Raw genomic sequence first — 20636 nt, 5'->3', positions numbered from 1 at the left:
AACGATTTTTGAATATAAAAAAAAGACCCATTGAGTAATGGGCCGTTATTCTTTCATATTGGATTGCTGTTTAATCTCATATTCTTCTAACATCGATATTCGATCGAGCATGGTTGGATGTGTATAACGGAAAATTTTAACCAACAAAGGCGGGTTTACTTGGCTTAAACCAGAACGTGTAAGTTCCTGAAAAGAATTAATCGCTGCATCAGCATTCTTCGTCATCTCAATCGCATAGCGGTCAGCCCTAGTCTCTTCATAACGAGACACTAAATTAGTAATCGGACTTGAAGCAAACATAAGCATTGAAAGAACCATTAAAAATAACGGTAAAGACTGAATATCATTTACATTGGTCAGTTTCAATTCCCTTCCCCACCGTGCTGTTGCCCAATTCATAATCCTATACGTTAAATATAAGCCAATAAGTGAGATCAGCAGATAACCGCTTATTCCTATATATATATGCTTTTCAACATAGTGACAAATTTCATGAGCCATTATAAATAAGATTTGATTATCTGATAGTTTATTTAAGGTCGTATCCCAGAGGACAATCCGTGCATTTGACCCAATTCCAGTTACATAGGCATTTAAGGCATTCGTTTTTTCTGCCATGTTCACTTCAAAAACATGCTCTGCTGGAATATTTGCTTGATTTGCTAATGCTAAAATTTTCGTTTCTAACTCTTTATTTTTAAGCTGTGAAAAATCATTATATAAAGGGTCAATAACGATAGGTTGTAAGAACATCAAAAAAAGTGTGAATGGAATAGATAATAACCACCCATACAGCCACCAGCGCTTCACACTTTTCTTCATAAGCCAGTATAACACTGCAACAATAATGACCATTGTTCCGTAGTTAATCCAAAAGTCGATTAATTCATCCTTCATCCAGGAAGCAAATGACTGTGTCGAAATATTATAGGTTTTCGATAGTGAAAAGCTAACATACTTTAGTGGAAACGTTAGCAAAAAGGTTAGAAAGGATAACCAAATTACGTATATAGCCGTTTGAAGCAGTTTATTCTTTGCTGATGTCTCAGCCCAGTTCTGAAAAACCTTTGAAAGGCCAAATAGCAAAATTAGAAAATAAATCAGCCACTCCAGCGGCACAGATAAGAAAAACAAAAGGTTTCTTATTTTTGAATATTCCTCACCAAGCATCAGTTCCCTGCCATTTAAAAATGTAGCTGGATCGGCTTTTGTTCCTTGATACTCAAACGGAAGGCTTGTATTTGCAAAATTGAATAAATACCAATAAATAAATAACCCATAAAGTACATAGGCCAAAACCGCATAGACTCCCATTTTTCTAACCATGTATGTTTTGTCCCCCTTTTTGTCCAACCTCTCTATAATTAGTTTAGTTAAAATGCTTGGTTTTAGAACCAAAAGAAAAAGGGGATTGCTTCAAATGGATTTTTGCGAAATTTGCTCCCTTTCCGCAGGCTCACCGCTGAGCCTCCTCGGTCGTTCCGACCTGTGGGGTTTCACCTGTTTCGTTGTCCTGCTGGAGTCTCGCAAATTTCACAAAAATCCAATCATGTTTACCATTCACGCTTTTACAAATCAAATTAATAAAGCCGGATTTCTCCGGCTTATAGGAAATAGGAATAGACTGATAGTACTGCTATTGACCCAAGGACTACGACGATAACGTTTGCGCCTAAATAGGCACCAATAAAGGCGGCTGCAGCACCGATTGCTCCGTACCAAATATCATTTTTTTGTATAAAAAAGATTGCTGGGAAAATTAAGGCTCCTAACGTAGCATAGGGTACGTTTTTTAGGACCCCTTGTATAAATGGTGGCAGTTCTTTTCCTTTGAAAAGAACAAAAGGCAACATTCTTGGAATATAGGTAACTACCCCCATTCCGATAATCATCCAAATAATTTCACTCTTCATGCTTTATACCCCTTTGCTTCCTATTTGCTACTTCAATCAGTTCAATCATAAAAGCAGATAGCAGGGTGGCACACACAATTGCCCAGCCTTGAGGCATCAAATTGCCAAATGTAAAAATTGAATTAAAAGTAGCGGCTAGCGTAGCTAAAAAGATAACCTTTGCACTTTTCTTCATTGAAGGGACTAATAATCCAACGAACATTGCATATAAGGCAACTCCCATACTCTCCTGTAGAGTTTGCGGCAAACTAGCACCGATTAAATGTCCTACTCCCGTGAAAATTACCCAGCTTAAATAGGCGAGTAAATTAACCCCAAACAGGAAACCGGTTGTTACGCTGCCTTCTTTCATGGAGACAACTGAGAACGTCTCATCAGTTATCCCAAAAGAATAAATCATCTTATTAGTTAAAACGTCCTCTTCTACCTTTTCATTTAAAGAAGTAGACATCAGAAAATGTCGTATATTGACAATGAAGGTTGTTAAGATAATTTCAACTACACTTGTCCCGTACGCAATCAGACTTAGGGAGATATATTGTGATGCTCCAGCAAATACAACTAAGCTCATTAATATGGATTCATAGATTGTTAGTCCAGTTGTTTTTGCAAGAAGTCCAAACGTAAGAGCAATCGGAAAATAACCAATGCCAATACTAATTCCTGCCTGCAATCCTTTTTTAAACTCGGAAGCTTCTTTTCCAATTGCAATATCCGCCACCTGTATCCCTCCTGTGTATGTATCATAAGCGGTTGTTTCTAAAGCTGGCTAAACTTTCCCAACAAACAGTAATTTTAGCAAATTTTCAAAAAGAAATAAATTAGAAAAACTTGGCATTCGCCAAGTTTTTAATGTGAGGGCCTTAGTTTTTCTTAAACTTTTCCTATTAGCTAAAAAAAACATGGCAGAGACGCCATGTTTTTACTGTCCTTTAAAAATTGGTTTTCTTTTTTCTGCAAAAGCCTGCAGTGCCTCTAGCCGATCCTCAGTTGGGACTGTTACTTCGTATGCCTTACGTTCAATCTGTAGTCCAGAGTTTAAATCGGTGTTCATACCATTTTTGATGGCAAATTTTGCTTGCTGTAACGCTATCGGCCCATTTTTCAGCAATTGACTAGCATATGATATACATTCACCCATCAAATCCTTTGTCTCGACACATTTTGTTACGACTCCATATGTGAGTGCCTCTAGAGCGGTCAGCCTGCGTGCAGTTAAAATCAACTCCAGTGCTTTTGCTTGACCAATTAATCTCGGAAGTCGCTGAGTCCCTCCAGCACCTGGAATAATAGCAAGACTTGTTTCTGTTAAACCCATGAGAGCTTCTCTAGCTGCAATCCGAAAATCACAGGCAAGGGCTAACTCCATTCCGCCTCCAAATGCGAAACCATTAATAGCTGCAATGGTTGGCTGTGGCAGCTGATCAATAACATTAAAAACATCATTAATCTTGTATAGGTTCCGTTTTACCTGCTCATCTGTTAAAGTTTTACGCTCTTTTAAATCTGCTCCCACACTAAAAGCCTTATCTCCTGCACCTGTAAAAATAACTACTCTTATATCCTTATTGATCCGAATATTCTCTACTTGATTCTGCAATTCAATTAGCGTTTCAAAATTGAAAGCATTAAGGGATTCAGCACGGTTGATGGTTACAGTGGCAATATGGTCCTCTATTTCTAGACAAATTTGTCCCATTTGAATTCTCACTCCTTGTTTCCTAAAGAAGGCAGGCTAATTGCCTGCCTTTTTTAAAATATATGAGAAATGACTTTTTTTAGACGTTTTGAGTAATTTGCGTTTTTAGTGCTCTTCTTAAAATTTTTCCTGTTGTATTTTTTGGAAGTTCCTCTAGGAAATCAATGGATGATGGAACTTTGTATTTTGCTAAATGTTCTTTGCAATATTCTAGTAAGTCTGCTTCGGTAACTGCTGGATTTTTAGTTACTACATAGCATTTCACTGCTTCACCAAGGTTTGAATCAGGAACACCTAGGACTGCTGCCTCCACTACCTCTTGGTGGTTATAGAGAACCTCTTCAACTTCACGTGGATAAACATTGTAACCGCCTACAATAATCAAATCTTTTTTCCTGTCAACGATGTAAAAATACCCTTCCTCATCCATTCTTGCTAAGTCACCGGTATAGAGCCAGCCTTCACGAATGGTTGCTTCTGTTTCCTCAGGCATTTTATAATAACCCTTCATTACATTCGGACCTTGGACAATCAATTCCCCTACTTCACCTACTGGAACTTCTTCCCCGAGTTCATTAACAATTTTGTTTTCAACATGAAGGATGGAGGTACCAATTGATCCAGCTTTGCGCGGGCGGTCCAAAGGGTTAAAGCATGTTACAGGAGATGCTTCGGACAAGCCATAGCCTTCAGAAACCCGGACATTAAATTTCTTTTCAAAATTAGTCAGTAATGCTACCGGAAGTGAAGCTCCGCCGGAAATACACAGACGAAGTGATTTTAGGTCCTCTGGATTGCCCTCTGGATATTGATAGATGAAATTGTACATGGTCGGAACACCGGCAAAAACAGTTGCCTCGTACTCTTTCGCTAGTTCGAAGATGTCCTTTGGACTGAATTTAGGTGCAATTAATAAAGTAGCCCCCCTTAATAATGGAGCATTTAAAGCCACGGTTAAACAAAACACATGAAACATCGGTAAAGTTGTTATGACCCGGTCTTGCTCACTCATTTTTAGATAATCGCCTACGTCGCTCGCATTGCTATATAAATTCTTATGGGTAAGCATTGCACCTTTTGGCTTTCCAGTTGTCCCTGATGTATAAAGAATAATTGCTACCTCATCACCGTGAAGCGTTGGTCCTTGAAAGCCTAAATCTCCTGATGCCAATACTTCTGTAAACGATTTCATTTTTGAGTAGAGTGATAATGTTTCGATATTATACTGTGTAATCCCATTTGGGCTGGTTTCACAAAAAACAAATGACTCTACTTTAGGCAGCATGGTATGCACTTTTTCTGCTAAGGGAATGGCCATATCGAGACCCACGACTACCTTTACATCACCATTATTTAGAATGTATCCAATTTCATCTGCAGTATAAATTGGATTGACCGGAATAACGGTTGCCCCCAACCTTAATGCCCCGTATAAACCTATAACAAAATGAGGTGAGTTCCCCAACAATAAAGCAATATGGTCCCCTTTTTTCACCCCTAACTGCTGAAGGCCAGATGCGAACCTTTTAATAGCAGCATCTAATTCACCATAAGAAGTCCCTTTCCCCATAAAATAAAAGGCTGTTTTACTGGCATTGTTTCTAGCCGTTTCTTGAAGTTTTACTGATAAATTCACCCGATTTCTCCCCTTTGTGAATGAATACTCATTCATTGAATCGTAAAAATTTTCTAAATATATTATATTTAAAGAAATTTAACTATTCAAGTATAATACGAAAAAAATGCGGAGATTTAATCCGCATTCAAATATTAATAAATTAGATTAATAAACTCTTCTTTTGAAACATTTCCAAAATAATATCAAATATCCACATCGCTTAGAGCTTCCTCAAGCTTGTTTTTCTCGTAGCGGAGCTTTAATAGCTTGTTTTCAATCTCACTGACATCCCCAACACCAAAGAAATCGCCATATATCTTGCAGTTTTCAATTATACCTTTATTAACTTCCAAGCGAACGTCAATTTGCCCAACCGGGAACCGGTGTGAATGCTGGAGATTGAATTTAGGTGACTTTCCGTAGTTCCAATCCCAATTTTGATAGCGTTCTTTCGAGAGTTGATGTATTTTCTCCCAATCCTCTTCTGTTAAAACATATTCTCTGATCTCTCTTCCTTCAAAAATAAAATTTAGAAGTAATGCACGAAACTCTTCTATTGAAATCTTTTCTGACAAAAATTCTGATATGTTAGCTACCCTGCTGCGAACAGATTTGATCCCTTTAGACTCAATTTTATCCTTTTTAACCCTTAAGGCTGAAACAATATGTTCCATTTCCGAATTAAAAAGAAGTGTACCATGGCTAAACATTCTCCCTTTTGTGGAGAATTGGGCATTACCTGAAATTTTCCTACCTTCGGCTAAAAGGTCATTTCTGCCGCTAAGTTCTGCATTAACACCCAGTTTTTTCAAAGCTTCCACTACGGGCTCTGTGAACTTTCGGAAGTTATGAAAGCTTTCTCCATCATCCTTTGTAATGAAACTAAAGTTTAAATTACCTAAGTCATGATAAACTGCTCCGCCTCCAGACAATCTGCGGACAACATGAATTCCGCCCTTTTCGACATAATCCGTGTTAATTTCTTCAATAGAATTTTGGTTTTTGCCAATTATGATGGATGGTTCATTTATGTAAAACAGTAAATACGTTTCATTGATATCTAGGTTTTTTAAGGCATATTCTTCTATCGCTAAATTAATCCGTGGGTCGGTAATACCTTTATTATCGATAAATAACATGAACGTTTACTCCTTCCTATAGTGAGATAGATAGAAACTCATCTGCAAGCTTTATTATACCTGTAAACTCGGTTAAAGCTTCACTTTTAAGCTTAGATAATTCTCCGTAATGAGGTAGATGTGTAAGAATGAGCTGCTGAACACCAGCGCTATTCGCAAGTTGACCAGCTTCCAAACTATTCATATGCCCAGCCGCTTTACCATTTTGATGAGCATAAAAATTACACTCGCACAATAAAACATCCGCATTCTGACTAAAGGAAATAAATTCTTCTTTAAAAGAGCCATCCCCAGTATAGATTAGCGTTTTTTCTCCGTCCGTTATTCGCATGCAAAAGCATGGAACAGGATGATTTGTTTTCAAAAAGCTAATTTGGAAAGGACCCACTGTCAAAACCTCATCAGGTACGTATGCGATCCCTTTCGTTATTTCTTTATAGGTCAGCTTTTCAAATTCATTCTGGTCAAAGCTATGCCCGTATATTGGCAGAGTAGGACATTCTTTTCCTAAAAACCCTTGGATGAGTCGAGCATGCTGCAAGACGCCAATATCTGCGATATGATCAGGATGATAATGTGACAGGATCACCGCATCAAGCTCCTCAGGCTGGACGATGTTCTGAAGCTTTGCAAGAACCCCACTGCCACAATCGATTAGTAGTTTAAACCCTTCATGTTCTAGCAGATATCCAGAGCTGGCACCGTTTTTCTTCGGATATCCTCCCCAAAAACCAATGATTGTTAAGTTCATAATGTCCCTCCAAATCAGAATCCTTCTATCTTTACTATACTCAAAAAGAGTACAAGAAAAAAGAAGCTGTGTCATTTCTGCTCAGCTTCTGTCAGTACGAACATCTACTTTTAAAATAGGTCAAAACACTTTTAACAGCAGCCTCTCCTTGATCGATACAATCTGGAATTCCAACCCCTCCGTAAGACGCACCTGCTAAAAAGACACCAGGCAGATCCTTCTCAAGATGTTCCTTTATTGTCTCAAGACGCTGCTTATGCCCAACCGTATATTGAGGCATAGATTCCTTCCAACGTGACACGACAGAAAATTCAGGTTCCATCGTAATATTCATCGTTTTACTCAAATCTTCAAGTACAATCTTAATGATTCTATCATCGGAAAGATCGACAATGGTTTCATCTCCAGAACGGCCTACATAACAGCGGAGTAGAACCTTCCCTTCAGGAGTAGAATGCTCCCATTTCTTATGAGTCCATGTGCAAGCTGTAATTGAGTAATCCCCATTTCTCGAAACAACAAAACCTGTACCATCAATGTCTTTCTTAATTGCTTCTTTTGGAAAAGCTAGGGCAACCGTCGCTACAGAGGTCGATGGAATATTTTTAAATGGATCAAAGAATGAAAAATCAGAGAACATTGATTGAGTTATCTTATGCGGAGTTGCAGCGATAACAGAATCTGCTATTAAAACCTCACCATTGTTTAGGAATATCTCATACTGATGATTCAATTTAGTAACTTTATCAACTCGATGGCCTTTTAAAATTATCTTTGGGTCCAACTTAGCTTCAATTGCTTCTGCAAAAGATTGAAGCCCACTTTTAATGGTTAAGAAAGCTCCTTTTGATGGCCCTTTATTCTCTGTCTTTTTCGGTTGGGATGGGGTGGACTTTTTCATCCCAAGAATTAAACTGCGGTGTTTTTGCTCTACCTCATAAAATTGTGGGAAAGTTGACATTAAACTTAATTGATCAATATCCCCTGCGTAAATCCCTGATAATAAAGGTTCAATTAAGTTTTCTACAACCTCATCACCCAATCTGCGCCGGAAAAAATCACCTAGTGATTGATCTTTCCCACCTGGTGATTTCGGTAAAATGAAATCTGCGGCAGCCCTCATTTTTCCTGAAAAAGAAAACAAGTCAGTCGTAATAAAAGGACCAATTTCAGTTGGAACACCCATTACTGAACCGCCTGGCATAGGATGAAGCTGATCATTCACAAGTACATAGGATTTTCCTGTAGAATTATAAACTAATTGGTCACCCATGCCTACTTCCTCAGCAAGTCTAATCATACTTGTTTTCCTAGCTAGAAATGAATCTGGTCCTCTCTCAATCGTGAAACCATCTCTTACAACCGTTTGCAGTTTACCTCCGAGACGATGTGATGATTCAACTAGGATGATCTCCATTGGCAATTGCTGCTCCTGCACGATTTTTTGAAGATAATATGCGGAAGTCAGCCCAGCAATACCGCCGCCAATAATTACAACCGTTTTTTTTTCTTCCGTCACGGGTGTCACCTTCTTAATATTTATAAGTATAATCCTAATCGTTCAATGTTTTTAAAACAACCGTTGCCAATGCATCAATAAATTCATCCTGAGCATTTGGCATTGCAGGGCGATAATAGGCCGCTCCCACTTTATCTGTAACCAGTTTGCACTCATAGTCATTATCGTATAACACTTCAAGGTGGTCACAAACAAAACCTACTGGAGCATATACAAATGCTTTTACTTGTTTTTCCTCAGCTAATTCCCTCGTAAGGTCTTGAACATCAGGGCCAAGCCATGGCTCTGGTGTATTCCCAGCACTTTGCCAGCCAATAGCATACTGATCAATTCCAGCTTTTACTGCAATCAAATCCGCAGTTTCCTGAAGCTGTTGTGGATAAGGATCACCCGATTGTAATATTTTCTCAGGCAGGCTGTGTGCCGAAACAATCAACATGGAATTGTCTTTTTCTTCTCTCGGCATTTGTTCATATACGGCACTTAATTTATCTGCCCAATAATCAATAAATTTTGGTTCATTATACCAGCTCTCAATAGAGGTGATTTTTAGGTTGCCAAGCTTTTCAGCAGCTTCACTTGCTCGTCCATTATAGGACTTAACACTAAATGTCGAGAAGTGTGGTGCAAGAACAATACTAACTGCCTCTATAATTCCATCATCATGCATTTGCTTCACAGCATCCTCAATAAATGGCTCAATATGTTTTAATCCTAAGTACATTTTAAATTCAATTTCCTCTTGAACCTGATTCAAGTGTTCCTCAAGTTTACTAGCTTGTTCAAGAGTTAATTTCGCTAGTGGCGATATGCCTCCAATTGCCTCATACCGATTGCGGAGATCTTCTATCATCTCAGTTGTAGGCTTTCTGCCATGGCGGATATGTGTATAATAACGTTCCAAGTCATCTAAATTATATGGTGTACCGTAAGCCATCACGAGTAAACCCATTTTCTTCTTTGTCATTTTAACACCTCATTTTTCAAATCTAGAAGCAGTTATCGTATGGTTTATATATTTATATCCTCGTATGAAAGGGCCTCTAGCTAGTATAGGGCCCTTTAAGAATAAAGCTTATTATATTGTGCCAAAAAACTAGACGACTTACCAATATAAACACTTAAAATGGATTTTATCTGCTTAGTTTTGTTGCTGAATACTCATGAATAAACGAAGTCAATTTTTTCAATGTCGCTGGATTTACGGATGGGAATACACCATGTCCAAGGTTAAAGATATATCCACCCTGTTCCATTCCTTGATCTAGGATTGCTTTCGCTTTTTCCTCAATTACTTCCCATGGTGATAAAAGGATTGCTGGGTCAAGGTTTCCTTGGACTGTTTTTTGAATTCCCATTTCTCTTGCCTGGCGGATTGGTAAACGCCAATCCAATCCCACAACGTCCAGCGGCAAGTCATTCCATTCCAAAGCAAGATGACTAGCACCTACACCAAACATGATAAGTGGAACATTCTCTTCTTTTAGTTCAGTGAAAATACGAGTCATAACCGGCTTAATAAAATAGCGGTAATCTTCAACATTTAATGCACCAACCCATGAATCAAAAATTTGAATCGCTTTTGCGCCTGCTTTTATTTGAGCTTTCACATAAATAATAATCATATCTGCAAGCTTGTCCATTAAAGCAAACCAAGCCTTTGGCTCAGAGTACATAAAAGCTTTCGTCTTATTGTAATTTTTGGAAGGTCCGCCCTCAATCATGTAACTTGCTAGAGTAAAAGGAGCACCCGAAAAGCCTATTAGTGGTACTGACAGTTGTTCCTGAGTTAACAATTTGATTGTATCAAGAACATATGGTACGTCTTGTTCTGGGTGAATTTCTCCAAGTTTTTCAACATCTGCTAAAGAGCGAATCGGATTATCAATCACAGGACCAATACCTGACTTAATTTCAACCTGCATCCCGATAGCTGGAAGTGGGGTCATGATGTCTTTGTATAAAATAGCAGCGTCAACATTATACTGTTCAACGGGCAAGCGTGTTACATAAGCACATAGCTCAGGCTGGTGTGTAATTTCAAACAAAGAGTATTTCTCTTTAATTTCACGATACTCTGGCTGTGATCTTCCAGCTTGTCTCATATACCATACTGGAACGTAATCCGTTTTCTCCCCTCTTGCCGCTTTCAAAAATGTTTCGTTGATTTGCTTAATCATCTAAATAAATCCACCTTTCAAGACATGTCTGTTTTTCATTTTAATATATGTAGCAGGAAAATGAAACTAACGCCGTGACTAGAACTGTCTTCACTATATCGATTAATCCTATTTGTGTATAGATTACGATACTAAGTGTCAAAAAAAAGTCGTTTTTAAATGTGAATATTGTTCAAATTACCATCTTAACGCTCTGATTCCTTATAAAAAAGGCTGACGGATCGTCCAGCCTTTTTCTATGATTTCCTTAATTTCTTTTTCAAATATTCATATATAAATACCCATAACAACACCCAGATATACCCAAAGGAAAAGCCGCCAATGACATCTGATGGGTAATGTACTTGGAGGATAATACGGCTTGCCCCAATCAGAAAAAGTAGTACTCCTGTAAAACTTATGACCAGTATTTTACCTGATTTAGATTTCATATTTTCTACGATTAAATAGGCAACAAAAAAATAAACAATTAAGCCTACCATAGCATGACCACTAGGAAAACTATAGCTGTCAATAAACGCTAGATGTTCGAGGTCCGGTCGTTCACGTGCAATTGAGTTTTTAATTAACTTGTTAACCTCATTGCCAAGGGCTGCCGCTAAAGTGATGATCGCTGCACCTAAATAATTTCTTTTTATTAGCAGTAGCCATCCAAGAACAAATACCGCAACAAGACCGATCCCTTTCTTATCCCCTAATTCCGTTAATACAACGAAAAAAGGATTCAATGTATCAGGCACATACCCAAAAAAGACCGCCCCTATCTCATCGAGCATGAGGGCCCGCTCTGTCATAACATTTAGGGTCGTGTATCCCGCAGCAAATAATGCTAGAATGATAAATCCTAGAGTATAATATTTTAAAACCTTCGTCTGCATTAAAAAAATCCTTTCCTTCTAACTAATCTTTTAAAATTATAAATAAAATGACTGTCAAAATCTACAACGTTATTTAATAGTGTTAAAATAGTTTGAAAATACTATTATATTTTATGAAAAATGGGGGAACATTATGCTAAACAACCTTTTTAGTAGAATAGAAAATTACTATGAGGAAATGATTTCTATTCGCCGTTATTTACATCAGCATCCTGAGTTATCCTTTAAAGAATACAAGACTGCCCAATTTATTCAATCCTTTTACGAAAAGCTTGGGATTGAAGTAAGAGGAAATGTGGGCGGCAACGGTGTAGTAGCAAAAGTCTATGGAAAGAAACCTGGGAAAACCATTGCTTTGAGAGCCGATTTCGATGCACTGCCCATTCAGGATGAAAAGGAAGTTGCCTATAAATCGTTAGTACCCGGCATTATGCATGCATGTGGGCATGATGGACATACTGCATCGCTATTAATCCTCGCTAAAGCGTTACATGAGTTAAAGGATGAACTAGCAGGAATTTATGTCTTTATCCATCAACATGCTGAAGAGTATGCGCCTGGCGGTGCGGTTAGTATGATTGAGGATGGCTGCTTAGATCATGTAGACGTGATATTTGGCACCCATCTATGGGCCGGAGAATCAACTGGGAAGATTCAATATCGAACAGGTCCTATTATGGCTGCTGCTGATCGTTTTGAGGTGGAAATTCAAGGGCAAGGCGGTCACGGAGCCCAGCCACATAAAACAAAGGATGCGATCGTCACAGCGTCACAACTGGTCCTTAATTTGCAGCAAATTGTCAGCAGGAGAGTCAATCCGATTGACTCTGCAGTTGTTACCATAGGCTCCTTTACCGCAGAAAATGCCTTTAATGTCATTGCTGATAAGGCAAAACTTATTGGAACCGTTCGGACCTTTGATGAAGGTGTACGACAGTTTATTGAAGAAGAAATGGAAAGAATTATTCATGGAACTTGCTATGCTACAGGCAGCACTTATCACTTTTTATATGAAAAGGGTTATCCGGCAGTAGTAAACCATGCTAAAGAAACTGAATTCTTGCAAAAATGTGCGGCAGTTGTTCCTGAAGTTAAATCGATTGAAGAAACTGAACCACAAATGGGCGGCGAGGACTTTGCATATTACTTACAGAAAGTGCCTGGCACCTTCTTTTTCACAGGTGCAATGCCAGAAGGATTAGAAAAAACATATCCTCACCATCACCCTAAATTTGATATTGATGAGAAAGCTATGCTAATTGCGGCCAAAACACTTGGTACAGCAGCGATAAACAGCCAAGAAAATTGATGAATATAGCCTCTGAACATTCTATCTTTCAGGGGCTTTTTTTAATATCCTTAACCGATAGGCATTCATCGCTGTTTCACCTAAATGTTTTAGAAGATTATTATTTGCATATGCTCCAACAAACGCCCCGATTCCAGGTACCAGCTGCAGCATTTTCACAAAATCGATATAGTCTCTATATTCCTGCTGAAATTTGCGCCAATCCATTTCCATAATATCCTTCTTTCTCTGATCCCAATTCTCAATCTCGTACAACGTATTCTTTCGAATCTCATCACTGGAAAAAGCAAGTTGAAAAACGTGAAGAATGAACAACCTCTCTTCATACTCTTTTGTATTAAAACCATAGATAGAGGCTGCTTCAAACAGAAATTTCATCTTAATGGAAAGTAACAGCGGAAAATCCGCAAGTCCTAAAAGAATTCCGCCAGCACCTGTACCTGCTCCCTCAATTAGGGCAGTCTTTTGAAAGACAGCTGTCTTCTGGGTTATTAATTCATCTCGCTGGGCAAGTGACAGCCCATTTGCCTGACTTCTATCGGTCGTTAGCTGTGAACCAAATAAAGTTGTTTTTACCATTGCTTTTATGCTTTCTGTCATTACCTCATGGACTTTTTCTGGAATTAATCCGTTAATTTTACCTTGTGCTTTTTTAGACACTCGATTCATCATTCCTGAACGTCTGTGTAATTTTCTCTTCCAGGCTTCAACTTCCTCATAAACCTTTAATTCATACTCATTCATTTCTTCACCCCTCCACAAATAGATATTATTCTTTAAACAAAGAAATGTCATGAAGTAGTAGAATCCTCTTTCATTCCGAAAGAGGATTCTGTTTAATATTTCAGTCTTTTTTTACTATAAACATATACAAATAGTAAATTGAACAATACTCCTGATATGAGCACAAAAGAAGCAATTAGATATTCCCCTTTAAGTAGTATGACAAGTGTGAACATTAACGCTTGAATAACCAGTATGACCAATAAAAGAAGCTGAAAGGCAGTTGTTTTATGCTGAGAGGCCACTGGATATAAATCTACCCACAACTTATTTTGATGGTGGTTCCATAATGGCAAAAGCTGAAACCCGGTTAGGTAGAGAAATAGGACAGCCAATAAAATCTGCCCAATGCCAAAGGAAATATAGTACAAGGCAGCAGCTCCTATTATCGTTAAACGGATTAATAACCCTAAATAATCTGATGACCTGAGAAAGGTGCGTGAGAATAAATATAGGTAGGTCTTTTCTTGAAGAAAACCAATATTGTTGATAAATAGATCCATCCATTTTCTTCGTTTTACCGTATCTTTCAACTTTGGAACATCTGTAAATAAATTAGCTAAGCGGTAAAAAGATCCCATCCTCTTTTCTTCCTGCCGAATTAGCGTGTCCCATTTGAGCCCTAAGCTCTTGGTTTTACCATTAAAATAGGTATAATAAAGCACCATAATGACTGCTAATAACAATAACAAGAATATATTTGCCTGTTTGTACAGCATAAAGACAAATGAGGTGTTTAAAGCATAGCGGACAAGCATGTCATATAGATAAACAGATGCTTGAACATGAAAATGGATTTTCCAGCTAGCAGCAATATTCCAAGTCTTCACTAATAATAGTATGCCCAGAAAAGGAAAAAACGAGCTAAATCCGCTATTGCTGACATGTGCATATAGTGGCATTAATACAGCCATCATTAAGATTAATATGTATCCTTGAAAAATTAAACTAATGAAGCCAGATTTTAAAAAATATCCTTTTAATCGGTCTTCGAGCGGGAGTAAAAACACCTGATCTGCCTCAAGAAGGAAATTATATAGAGGACTATAGGTTATAAACAAACCCAGTAACACCGCTATGATGATTTCTGCTGGGAATCCAGAAGAAAGTGTCTTTATCCAATTTTGATAATAATAGGCACCCGTTCCGATTAAAAAAAGTAAAACAATCACAAGATGACCATTTAAAATATACCTAAGATAAACGCCTAATTCCTTTAACCGATGGGCGGCTCTGTCCTTCCAGAGTTTTTGCTCATTATTCATAAATTTCTTCCTTTGTTAATTGGATATAAAGATCATCTAGGGATGCCCTTGGCATTGAAAATTGCTCTTGCAGTTCAGCCAAAGTTCCTTTAGCACGTATCTTTCCCTCATGGAGAATGATAAAACTGTCACAATATTTTTCAGCAGTTGCTAAAATATGCGTAGACATTAAGATACCGGCCCCATTTTCTTTCATCTTTTTCATTAAGTCGAGCAGTGATTGAATCCCAAGCGGGTCAAGTCCTACAAAGGGTTCATCCACTATATAAAGAGAGGGCTGTACCAAAAAAGCGCACATAATCATCACCTTTTGTTTCATTCCCTTTGAAAAATGGGCTGGAAACCATTTTAATCGCTTCTCCATTCTGAACTCTGCAAGCAAAGGCTTAACCCTCGTCTGATAAGTCGCCTCATCTAATCCATAGGCCATTGCAGTCAATCTTAAATGTTCCTCTAAGGTCAGTTCTTCATATAGTACCGGTGTCTCTGGGACGAAGGTAAACATTTTTCTATAGGCCTCTTTATGGTCGCGAATCGATTGACCATTAATTTTTATTTCACCTTGGTGAGGTTCCATCAATCCAATAATATGTTTAATGGTCGTACTTTTCCCTGCCCCATTTAAACCAATTAAGCCAACTAATTCTTTTTGATTTACCTGAAAGCTTACATCTTTTAAGACAGGATTCCTTGTATAGCCACCTGTAAGGTTCTTAATTGATAATAACGTCATGTACAAACGTCCTTCCGTTGCTGATTACCTTATATTTTAACAAATTGTAATAAAGAAAAATAGAAGTTCAGGTTTTAGAAAAAAAATTGTATATTTCCTCATGCTATGGACATCATAATATTTGAAGGGGAAACAACAACTCGATGAAGTGATTCATCAAATCTTGAGATGAGGTGTTTGTTAAAGACATTTTCGTTTCAAACCCATTAGCTTCGCAACGTTTCAGATAAGGGGATGGTTGTTTTGCACAGCGTGCTTGAAACCATACTGAGTTCAATAACACCAGCTATTTAGTCAAATAAATAGAAAATGAGGTGTTTACCGCAGATCGTCATCCGTTTTTATAAGTTGGGAAAACATATAAAAACACATATAGGGGATGGTCAGCTTGAACAAAGATTACTCTTTATAATTACACTTTAATGTCAAATGAGGTGTTTATCAAAGAGGGTTCCTAATGAACGTACAATGAAGCATTCCCCTTCGAGAGGGCAGGATTCCATGCGGATCCTGCCTCTTTCTTTTTTCCTTCCAAGGTATATGGTAAAATACGGATATGAGCTTAAGAAAGGTGTGTTGTCAATGAGTGATTGTATTTTTTGTAAAATTGTTAATGGTGAGATTCCAGCAGCCAAAGTATTTGAAAATGAGCATGTGATAGCATTTTTAGATATAAGTCAAGTTACGAAGGGACATACACTTGTAATTCCAAAAGTACATAAAGAAAATTTATATGAACTGACTCCCGATCTTGCAAGAAACCTCTTTGAAGTCGTGCCTTCCATCGCTAATGCTTTAAAGAAAACTTATGAACCAATCGGCTTAAATACCATTAATAATAATGGCGAAGCAGCTGGACAAACGGTTTTTCACTACCATATGCATTTAATTCCACGCTACGGTCAAGGTGATGGTTTTGGTGCAGTCTGGAAAACAAATACAAGTGATTATACACCGGAGTTACTAAAAGAGATGGCTGAAAGTATTAATAAAAATCTATAATGGGAAACTTCCCTCCAGGGGGTTTTTTCATCCCCACGGATGGTTAGTTGAACATTTCGGGCTTTTAAGGGCAGTTACCCCCACCTAGAACTTCTCGTTTTCACTCATTAGCTAGAGGTGGGGGCTTACTCCCCGTTAATGAGGGATAAAGTGTTATTATCTGAAAATTATATCTTTTAATCGAACTAGTTTTTATGCTATAATAATATCAAGTTTTTCGCTGCAGGCATCTGAGCGCACTGCAGGAGAAACCAATAAGCTTGAGACCAGCAGAGGAGAGATGAGAAATGAATACAAAGAATCTTGTAGCTTTAGCATTATTAGTAGGTATAGGTGCTGTACTGCACGCAGTTGCTCCGCCCATTTTATTCGGTATGAAACCCGACATGATGTTAACAATGATGTTTTTAGGGATTATTCTTTTCCCAGAGATTAAAAATGTGATGTTATTAGCGATAGTTACCGGTGGAATTTCTGCCTTAACGACATCATTTCCGGGTGGACAAATTCCAAATATCGTTGACAAACCTGTTACCGCCTTAATCTTCTTTGGCTTATTTTTAGCCTTGGGGAAATTCCGAACTTCTATTGTTAGTGTTGGAGTGTTAACCGCAGTGGGTACTTTGGTTTCTGGAACAGTATTTTTGGGATCAGCACTGCTTATCGTTGGATTACCAGGTCCATTTCTAGCCCTGTTTGCAGGGGTAGTACTTCCAGCAACTGCAGTTAATACTATTGCAATGGTTGTTTTGTACCCTATTGCTCAAACAGTTGTAAGAAGAACGGGATTCACATCCACAACTGTTATTTCAAAGTAAATTGTGAAAAGAACCTACAAAGGTTCTTTTCTTTATATTTCTTAGAAAATGAAGCTGCTTAATATTATCGCAATGACTAAAAAGATTCCCCCACCACCTGCTAAAGCAGCAGCTCTTTTCTTTAATAATTGTTTAGGCGGATATACACCTGGTCTGCTAAGATCTAACAGAAATTTAATAGCACCTAAAAGCAGCAAGGCACTGATAAAGAAAAGAATGAGAGTTATACTCTTCATACTTTCCGCCCCCTTTTTCTCTTTAAGTTATATCTATTTATATGAATTATTGTTGTTCACTATGTACAAGTAAAGTGTTTCCAAGTAAAACAAGCATTTTAATTGAGTGAATATTTTAAAAGTTGTAATTAGTCAGTAAAACCAAGTAAAATAAAGATAGAAGTTAAAGGGAAAATAAAAAATAGTAATTTCTAAAAATTTTGTTAATTTGCATCTTTATTAATTTTTATTTTATTGGCATAATGTTAATAGAGAAATAAAAAAGTAGGTGAAAATGGGGATGTCTGAGAAACATTATTCAATGAAAGAAGCCATGATATTTAGTCAACGGATTGCTCAGTTAAGTAAAGCCTTGTGGAAATCAATCGAAAAAGACTGGCAGCAGTGGATTAAACCCTTTGATTTAAATATTAATGAACATCATATCCTTTGGATTGCATATCATCTAAATGGAGCCTCCATTTCAGATGTAGCAAAATTTGGTGTTATGCATGTATCAACAGCATTTAATTTTTCAAAAAAGTTAGAAGAGAGAGGCTTGTTGAGCTTTTCTAAAAAGGAAAACGATAAGAGAAATACGTATATCCAACTGACACCTAAGGGAGAGGAAATTCTTCTTCGTTTGATGGAAACGTATGAACCTCAAGGCAATGCCGTATTTTCAGGTGCTTTACCGTTAAGAGATTTATATGGAAAGTTTCCTGAGATTATGGAAATGATGGCTATTGTTCGTAATATCTATGGGGATGATTTTATGGAGATTTTTGAGCGGTCATTCGAAAATATTGAAACCAAATTTGTCGAAGAAGAAGGAAAGCTCAAAAAATCTAAAAGTGCTGAGGAAGAACTAGCCTAGTTTTTGAAAGCTATTTTGGAATGATAAGAATTCAAAGAAAAGCGGATGAAATTTTATATTCCTTCCGCTTTTTACTTTTCCATTCGTATGTTCAAATCGTCACATAATTGATACTGTCTTTTGTTTTTATTTTCCTACTTTTCTACCAATCCTTTTAACTATCTTTTTTTGTAATTATTTGATATTGTATTAAACATAACTATGAACATCAGGGAGGGAATCATTGATGATCTCCGTATTTATTGTCTTTGCGATATTCATTTTATTTTATATAAATAAAATGACCAATTCCCTTTGCATTCAAAAGGAAATACCAGAGGAACGCCAACATAAGGTTTTCCGTACCATTAACGTCCTTGTTACTATTTTATTGATTTCATCCTATGTAGAAATTCTGTATACATAGTCCATAACCCATGTTGGAATATGTACCAAAGTAGAAGCGATGAGAAAGATCTCATCGCTTTTTTCTTGAAGCTTACAGCCAAGATGCTCCAATGATGACTAATAAAATGAAAAGGACTACGATTAACGCAAATCCTCCTCCGTAAAAACCTCCAGCTGCTCCAGTCATACCGATCACTCCTTCTAGTAGTAGTTAAATTGTAAATCTTCTGGTCCTAGAACCAGGAGGCTCCTACAATAATCAATAGGATGAAGAGTACTATAATTAATGCAAATCCTGCACCGTATCCACCATGTACTGCACCCATGGAAATACCTCCTTTATTACTTGTTAAGATATACTATTCAGGCTGTCTTCATTTCGTCTAGGCACACATCACATTTCTTAGGAAAAAGTGTATTGAAATGTCCGAGAACTTTTTCAGGCGACTTAATTAGTCAATCAATAGCTCAGAATCATTCATGAGTTACTTACATGCAAATCATACGTTCAAGATATTAAAGTGGTAAGTGAATTCCTACAAATTATCAATCATCATAAGTTTATTTTTTGCAGTGGTTACCATTTATGGTATAGTATAGTTTGTGGACAAACGGCCACAAGAAACTACTGTTTAGGAGAGGTTCACATGAAAAAATTGTTATTAGCTTTAACATTAGCCGGCGGGGTTCTTGCCTTAAGTGCATGTAATCAAGGCGGTTCTGATACTGTGGCGAAAAGTGATGCAGGAGATATTACGCAACAAGAACTTTACGAAGCAATGAAGGATCGTGTAGGAGCCCAAGCCCTGCAACAGCTAATATTTGAAAAAGTCCTTTCCGAGAAATACGAAGTAACGGATAAAGAATTGGACGCAAAAGTTGCAGAATTAAAAGAGCAGCTTGGTGAAAATTTTGAAATGGCTTTAGCACAATATGGTTATAAAGATGAGGAAGATTTTAAACAAACAATGAAACTTGGAATGCTTCAAGAAAAAGCTGCAAAAGCTTCCATTAAAGTGACCGACGAAGAATTAGAAGAATACTTCGGAACATGGAAGAAGCAAATTAAAGCTCGCCACATCCTTGTAGCAGATGAAGCAACTGCAAATGAAGTGAAAGCCAAGCTTGACGCTGGTGAGAAATTTGAAGATGTAAGCAACACGTACTCAACTGACGAAGCTGCAAAAGCTGCCGGTGGAGACTTAGGCTGGTTTGCGGAAGAAGCTCAGATGGATGCTGACTTCTTAGCAGCAGCATTTGCACTGAATGCAAATGAAGTAAGTGCACCAGTCAAAAGTCAGTTCGGCTACCATATTATTGAGGTAACAGAAACACGCAAGGACGCAAAGCTCGAAGATCATAAGGACGAGCTAAAAGAAGAATTAGTAGCATCTAAAATGACCAACGAGAAAATTAATGAAATCATGGAAAAAGAATTAAAAGATGCGAAAGTAAAAATTAGCGACAAAGACTTACAAGGTGCACTTGAGCTAGGTGCTACTACTCAACAATAAAAATTCAGGAGGGTCTCAAAAGCTTGAGTCCCTCCT

At 37.6% G+C, this 20636-nt stretch carries 23 protein-coding genes; 6 read left to right on the top strand and 17 right to left on the bottom strand.

Going from position 1 to position 20636, the window contains the following annotated elements; all coding sequences use genetic code 11:
• Positions 1 to 45: 45 nt before the first annotated feature.
• The 11 genes from BTR25_RS17835 to BTR25_RS17785 all read right to left on the bottom strand — a co-directional run bounded on the left by BTR25_RS17835 (position 46) and on the right by BTR25_RS17785 (position 11697).
• On the bottom strand, positions 46 to 1326 hold the full coding sequence (locus BTR25_RS17835; protein WP_075689397.1) for a M48 family metallopeptidase: 1281 nt from the start codon (positions 1324 to 1326) through the stop codon (positions 46 to 48).
• 278 nt (positions 1327 to 1604) lie between these two features.
• Positions 1605 to 1913, bottom strand: a complete 309-nt coding sequence (locus BTR25_RS17830; RefSeq protein WP_075689396.1) for an AzlD domain-containing protein — start codon at positions 1911 to 1913, stop codon at positions 1605 to 1607.
• Positions 1903 to 2634, bottom strand: coding sequence for an AzlC family ABC transporter permease (locus BTR25_RS17825; RefSeq protein WP_075689395.1), 732 nt, complete (start codon positions 2632 to 2634; stop codon positions 1903 to 1905). Before BTR25_RS17825 ends, BTR25_RS17830 begins: the two co-directional genes overlap by 11 nt.
• A gap of 201 nt (positions 2635 to 2835) precedes the next feature.
• The gene (locus BTR25_RS17820; RefSeq protein ID WP_075689394.1) at positions 2836 to 3612 is read right to left on the bottom strand and encodes an enoyl-CoA hydratase-related protein; all 777 of its coding nucleotides are present in this window, start codon (positions 3610 to 3612) and stop codon (positions 2836 to 2838) included.
• A gap of 79 nt (positions 3613 to 3691) precedes the next feature.
• Complete coding sequence (locus tag BTR25_RS17815; protein ID WP_075689393.1) at positions 3692 to 5248, bottom strand: fatty acid--CoA ligase family protein; 1557 nt, start codon at positions 5246 to 5248, stop codon at positions 3692 to 3694.
• A gap of 185 nt (positions 5249 to 5433) precedes the next feature.
• Entirely contained in the window at positions 5434 to 6369 is a 936-nt protein-coding gene (gene lplA / locus BTR25_RS17810; protein WP_075689392.1) for a lipoate--protein ligase, read from the bottom strand.
• A 16-nt stretch (positions 6370 to 6385) separates the two neighbouring features.
• Positions 6386 to 7120, bottom strand: coding sequence for an MBL fold metallo-hydrolase (locus tag BTR25_RS17805; protein ID WP_075689391.1), 735 nt, complete (start codon positions 7118 to 7120; stop codon positions 6386 to 6388).
• A gap of 91 nt (positions 7121 to 7211) precedes the next feature.
• Entirely contained in the window at positions 7212 to 8639 is a 1428-nt protein-coding gene (gene hemY / locus BTR25_RS17800) for a protoporphyrinogen oxidase (protein WP_075689390.1), read from the bottom strand.
• Positions 8640 to 8673: 34 nt separating this feature from the next.
• On the bottom strand, positions 8674 to 9606 hold the full coding sequence (gene hemH, locus BTR25_RS17795; RefSeq protein ID WP_075689389.1) for a ferrochelatase: 933 nt from the start codon (positions 9604 to 9606) through the stop codon (positions 8674 to 8676).
• 166 nt (positions 9607 to 9772) lie between these two features.
• Complete coding sequence (gene hemE / locus BTR25_RS17790; protein WP_075689388.1) at positions 9773 to 10819, bottom strand: uroporphyrinogen decarboxylase; 1047 nt, start codon at positions 10817 to 10819, stop codon at positions 9773 to 9775.
• Between the two features lie 236 nt (positions 10820 to 11055).
• On the bottom strand, positions 11056 to 11697 hold the full coding sequence (locus tag BTR25_RS17785; RefSeq protein ID WP_075689387.1) for a phosphatase PAP2 family protein: 642 nt from the start codon (positions 11695 to 11697) through the stop codon (positions 11056 to 11058).
• A gap of 133 nt (positions 11698 to 11830) precedes the next feature.
• Between BTR25_RS17785 and BTR25_RS17780 the strand changes: the two genes are divergently transcribed.
• Entirely contained in the window at positions 11831 to 13006 is a 1176-nt protein-coding gene (locus BTR25_RS17780) for a M20 family metallopeptidase (protein WP_075689386.1), read from the top strand.
• Positions 13007 to 13027: 21 nt separating this feature from the next.
• Here the strand turns inward: BTR25_RS17780 and BTR25_RS17775 are convergent, their stop codons facing one another.
• From BTR25_RS17775 to BTR25_RS17765, 3 genes are all read right to left on the bottom strand, one after another.
• On the bottom strand, positions 13028 to 13750 hold the full coding sequence (locus BTR25_RS17775; RefSeq protein ID WP_075689385.1) for an EcsC family protein: 723 nt from the start codon (positions 13748 to 13750) through the stop codon (positions 13028 to 13030).
• 92 nt (positions 13751 to 13842) lie between these two features.
• Positions 13843 to 15054: an ABC transporter permease gene (locus tag BTR25_RS17770; RefSeq protein ID WP_075689384.1), complete on the bottom strand. Its 1212-nt coding sequence runs from the start codon at positions 15052 to 15054 to the stop codon at positions 13843 to 13845.
• Positions 15047 to 15787, bottom strand: a complete 741-nt coding sequence (locus BTR25_RS17765; RefSeq protein ID WP_075689383.1) for an ABC transporter ATP-binding protein — start codon at positions 15785 to 15787, stop codon at positions 15047 to 15049. The genes BTR25_RS17770 and BTR25_RS17765 overlap by 8 nt, the downstream gene beginning before the upstream one ends.
• A gap of 582 nt (positions 15788 to 16369) precedes the next feature.
• Between BTR25_RS17765 and BTR25_RS17760 the strand changes: the two genes are divergently transcribed.
• Positions 16370 to 16789 (top strand): HIT family protein, encoded by a 420-nt coding sequence (locus tag BTR25_RS17760; RefSeq protein ID WP_075689439.1) that lies wholly within the window; start codon positions 16370 to 16372, stop codon positions 16787 to 16789.
• A gap of 287 nt (positions 16790 to 17076) precedes the next feature.
• The gene (locus BTR25_RS17755; protein ID WP_075689382.1) at positions 17077 to 17607 is read left to right on the top strand and encodes a tryptophan transporter; all 531 of its coding nucleotides are present in this window, start codon (positions 17077 to 17079) and stop codon (positions 17605 to 17607) included.
• Positions 17608 to 17648: 41 nt separating this feature from the next.
• Here BTR25_RS17755 and yhzF read toward each other — a convergent pair whose 3' ends face one another.
• Entirely contained in the window at positions 17649 to 17843 is a 195-nt protein-coding gene (gene yhzF, locus BTR25_RS17750) for a membrane protein YhzF (RefSeq protein ID WP_075689381.1), read from the bottom strand.
• A 274-nt stretch (positions 17844 to 18117) separates the two neighbouring features.
• On the opposite strand from yhzF, the gene BTR25_RS17745 reads away from it, so the two are divergent.
• Both BTR25_RS17745 and BTR25_RS17740 read left to right on the top strand, forming a co-directional pair.
• Positions 18118 to 18699: an HTH-type transcriptional regulator Hpr gene (locus tag BTR25_RS17745; protein WP_075689380.1), complete on the top strand. Its 582-nt coding sequence runs from the start codon at positions 18118 to 18120 to the stop codon at positions 18697 to 18699.
• Between the two features lie 226 nt (positions 18700 to 18925).
• Positions 18926 to 19105 carry a hypothetical protein gene (locus BTR25_RS17740; protein ID WP_075689379.1) on the top strand — a complete coding sequence of 60 codons (180 nt, stop codon included), beginning with the start codon at positions 18926 to 18928 and terminating at the stop codon, positions 19103 to 19105.
• A gap of 72 nt (positions 19106 to 19177) precedes the next feature.
• Here the strand turns inward: BTR25_RS17740 and BTR25_RS17735 are convergent, their stop codons facing one another.
• Positions 19178 to 19273, bottom strand: coding sequence for a YjcZ family sporulation protein (locus BTR25_RS17735; RefSeq protein ID WP_075689378.1), 96 nt, complete (start codon positions 19271 to 19273; stop codon positions 19178 to 19180).
• Between the two features lie 46 nt (positions 19274 to 19319).
• On the bottom strand, positions 19320 to 19412 hold the full coding sequence (locus BTR25_RS17730; protein ID WP_075689377.1) for a YjcZ family sporulation protein: 93 nt from the start codon (positions 19410 to 19412) through the stop codon (positions 19320 to 19322).
• 321 nt (positions 19413 to 19733) lie between these two features.
• Here BTR25_RS17730 and BTR25_RS17725 point away from each other — a divergent pair, with 321 nt between their 5' ends.
• Entirely contained in the window at positions 19734 to 20600 is an 867-nt protein-coding gene (locus BTR25_RS17725; RefSeq protein WP_075689376.1) for a peptidylprolyl isomerase, read from the top strand.
• The last annotated feature ends 36 nt before the right edge of the window (positions 20601 to 20636 follow it).

The sequence above is a fragment of the Bacillus sp. MRMR6 genome, from assembly GCF_001940785.1.
Taxonomy (GTDB): Bacteria; Bacillota; Bacilli; order Bacillales; family Cytobacillaceae; genus Neobacillus.
Note: the sequence above shows the minus strand (reverse complement) of the source record. Positions and strands in the feature narration are given on the sequence as shown.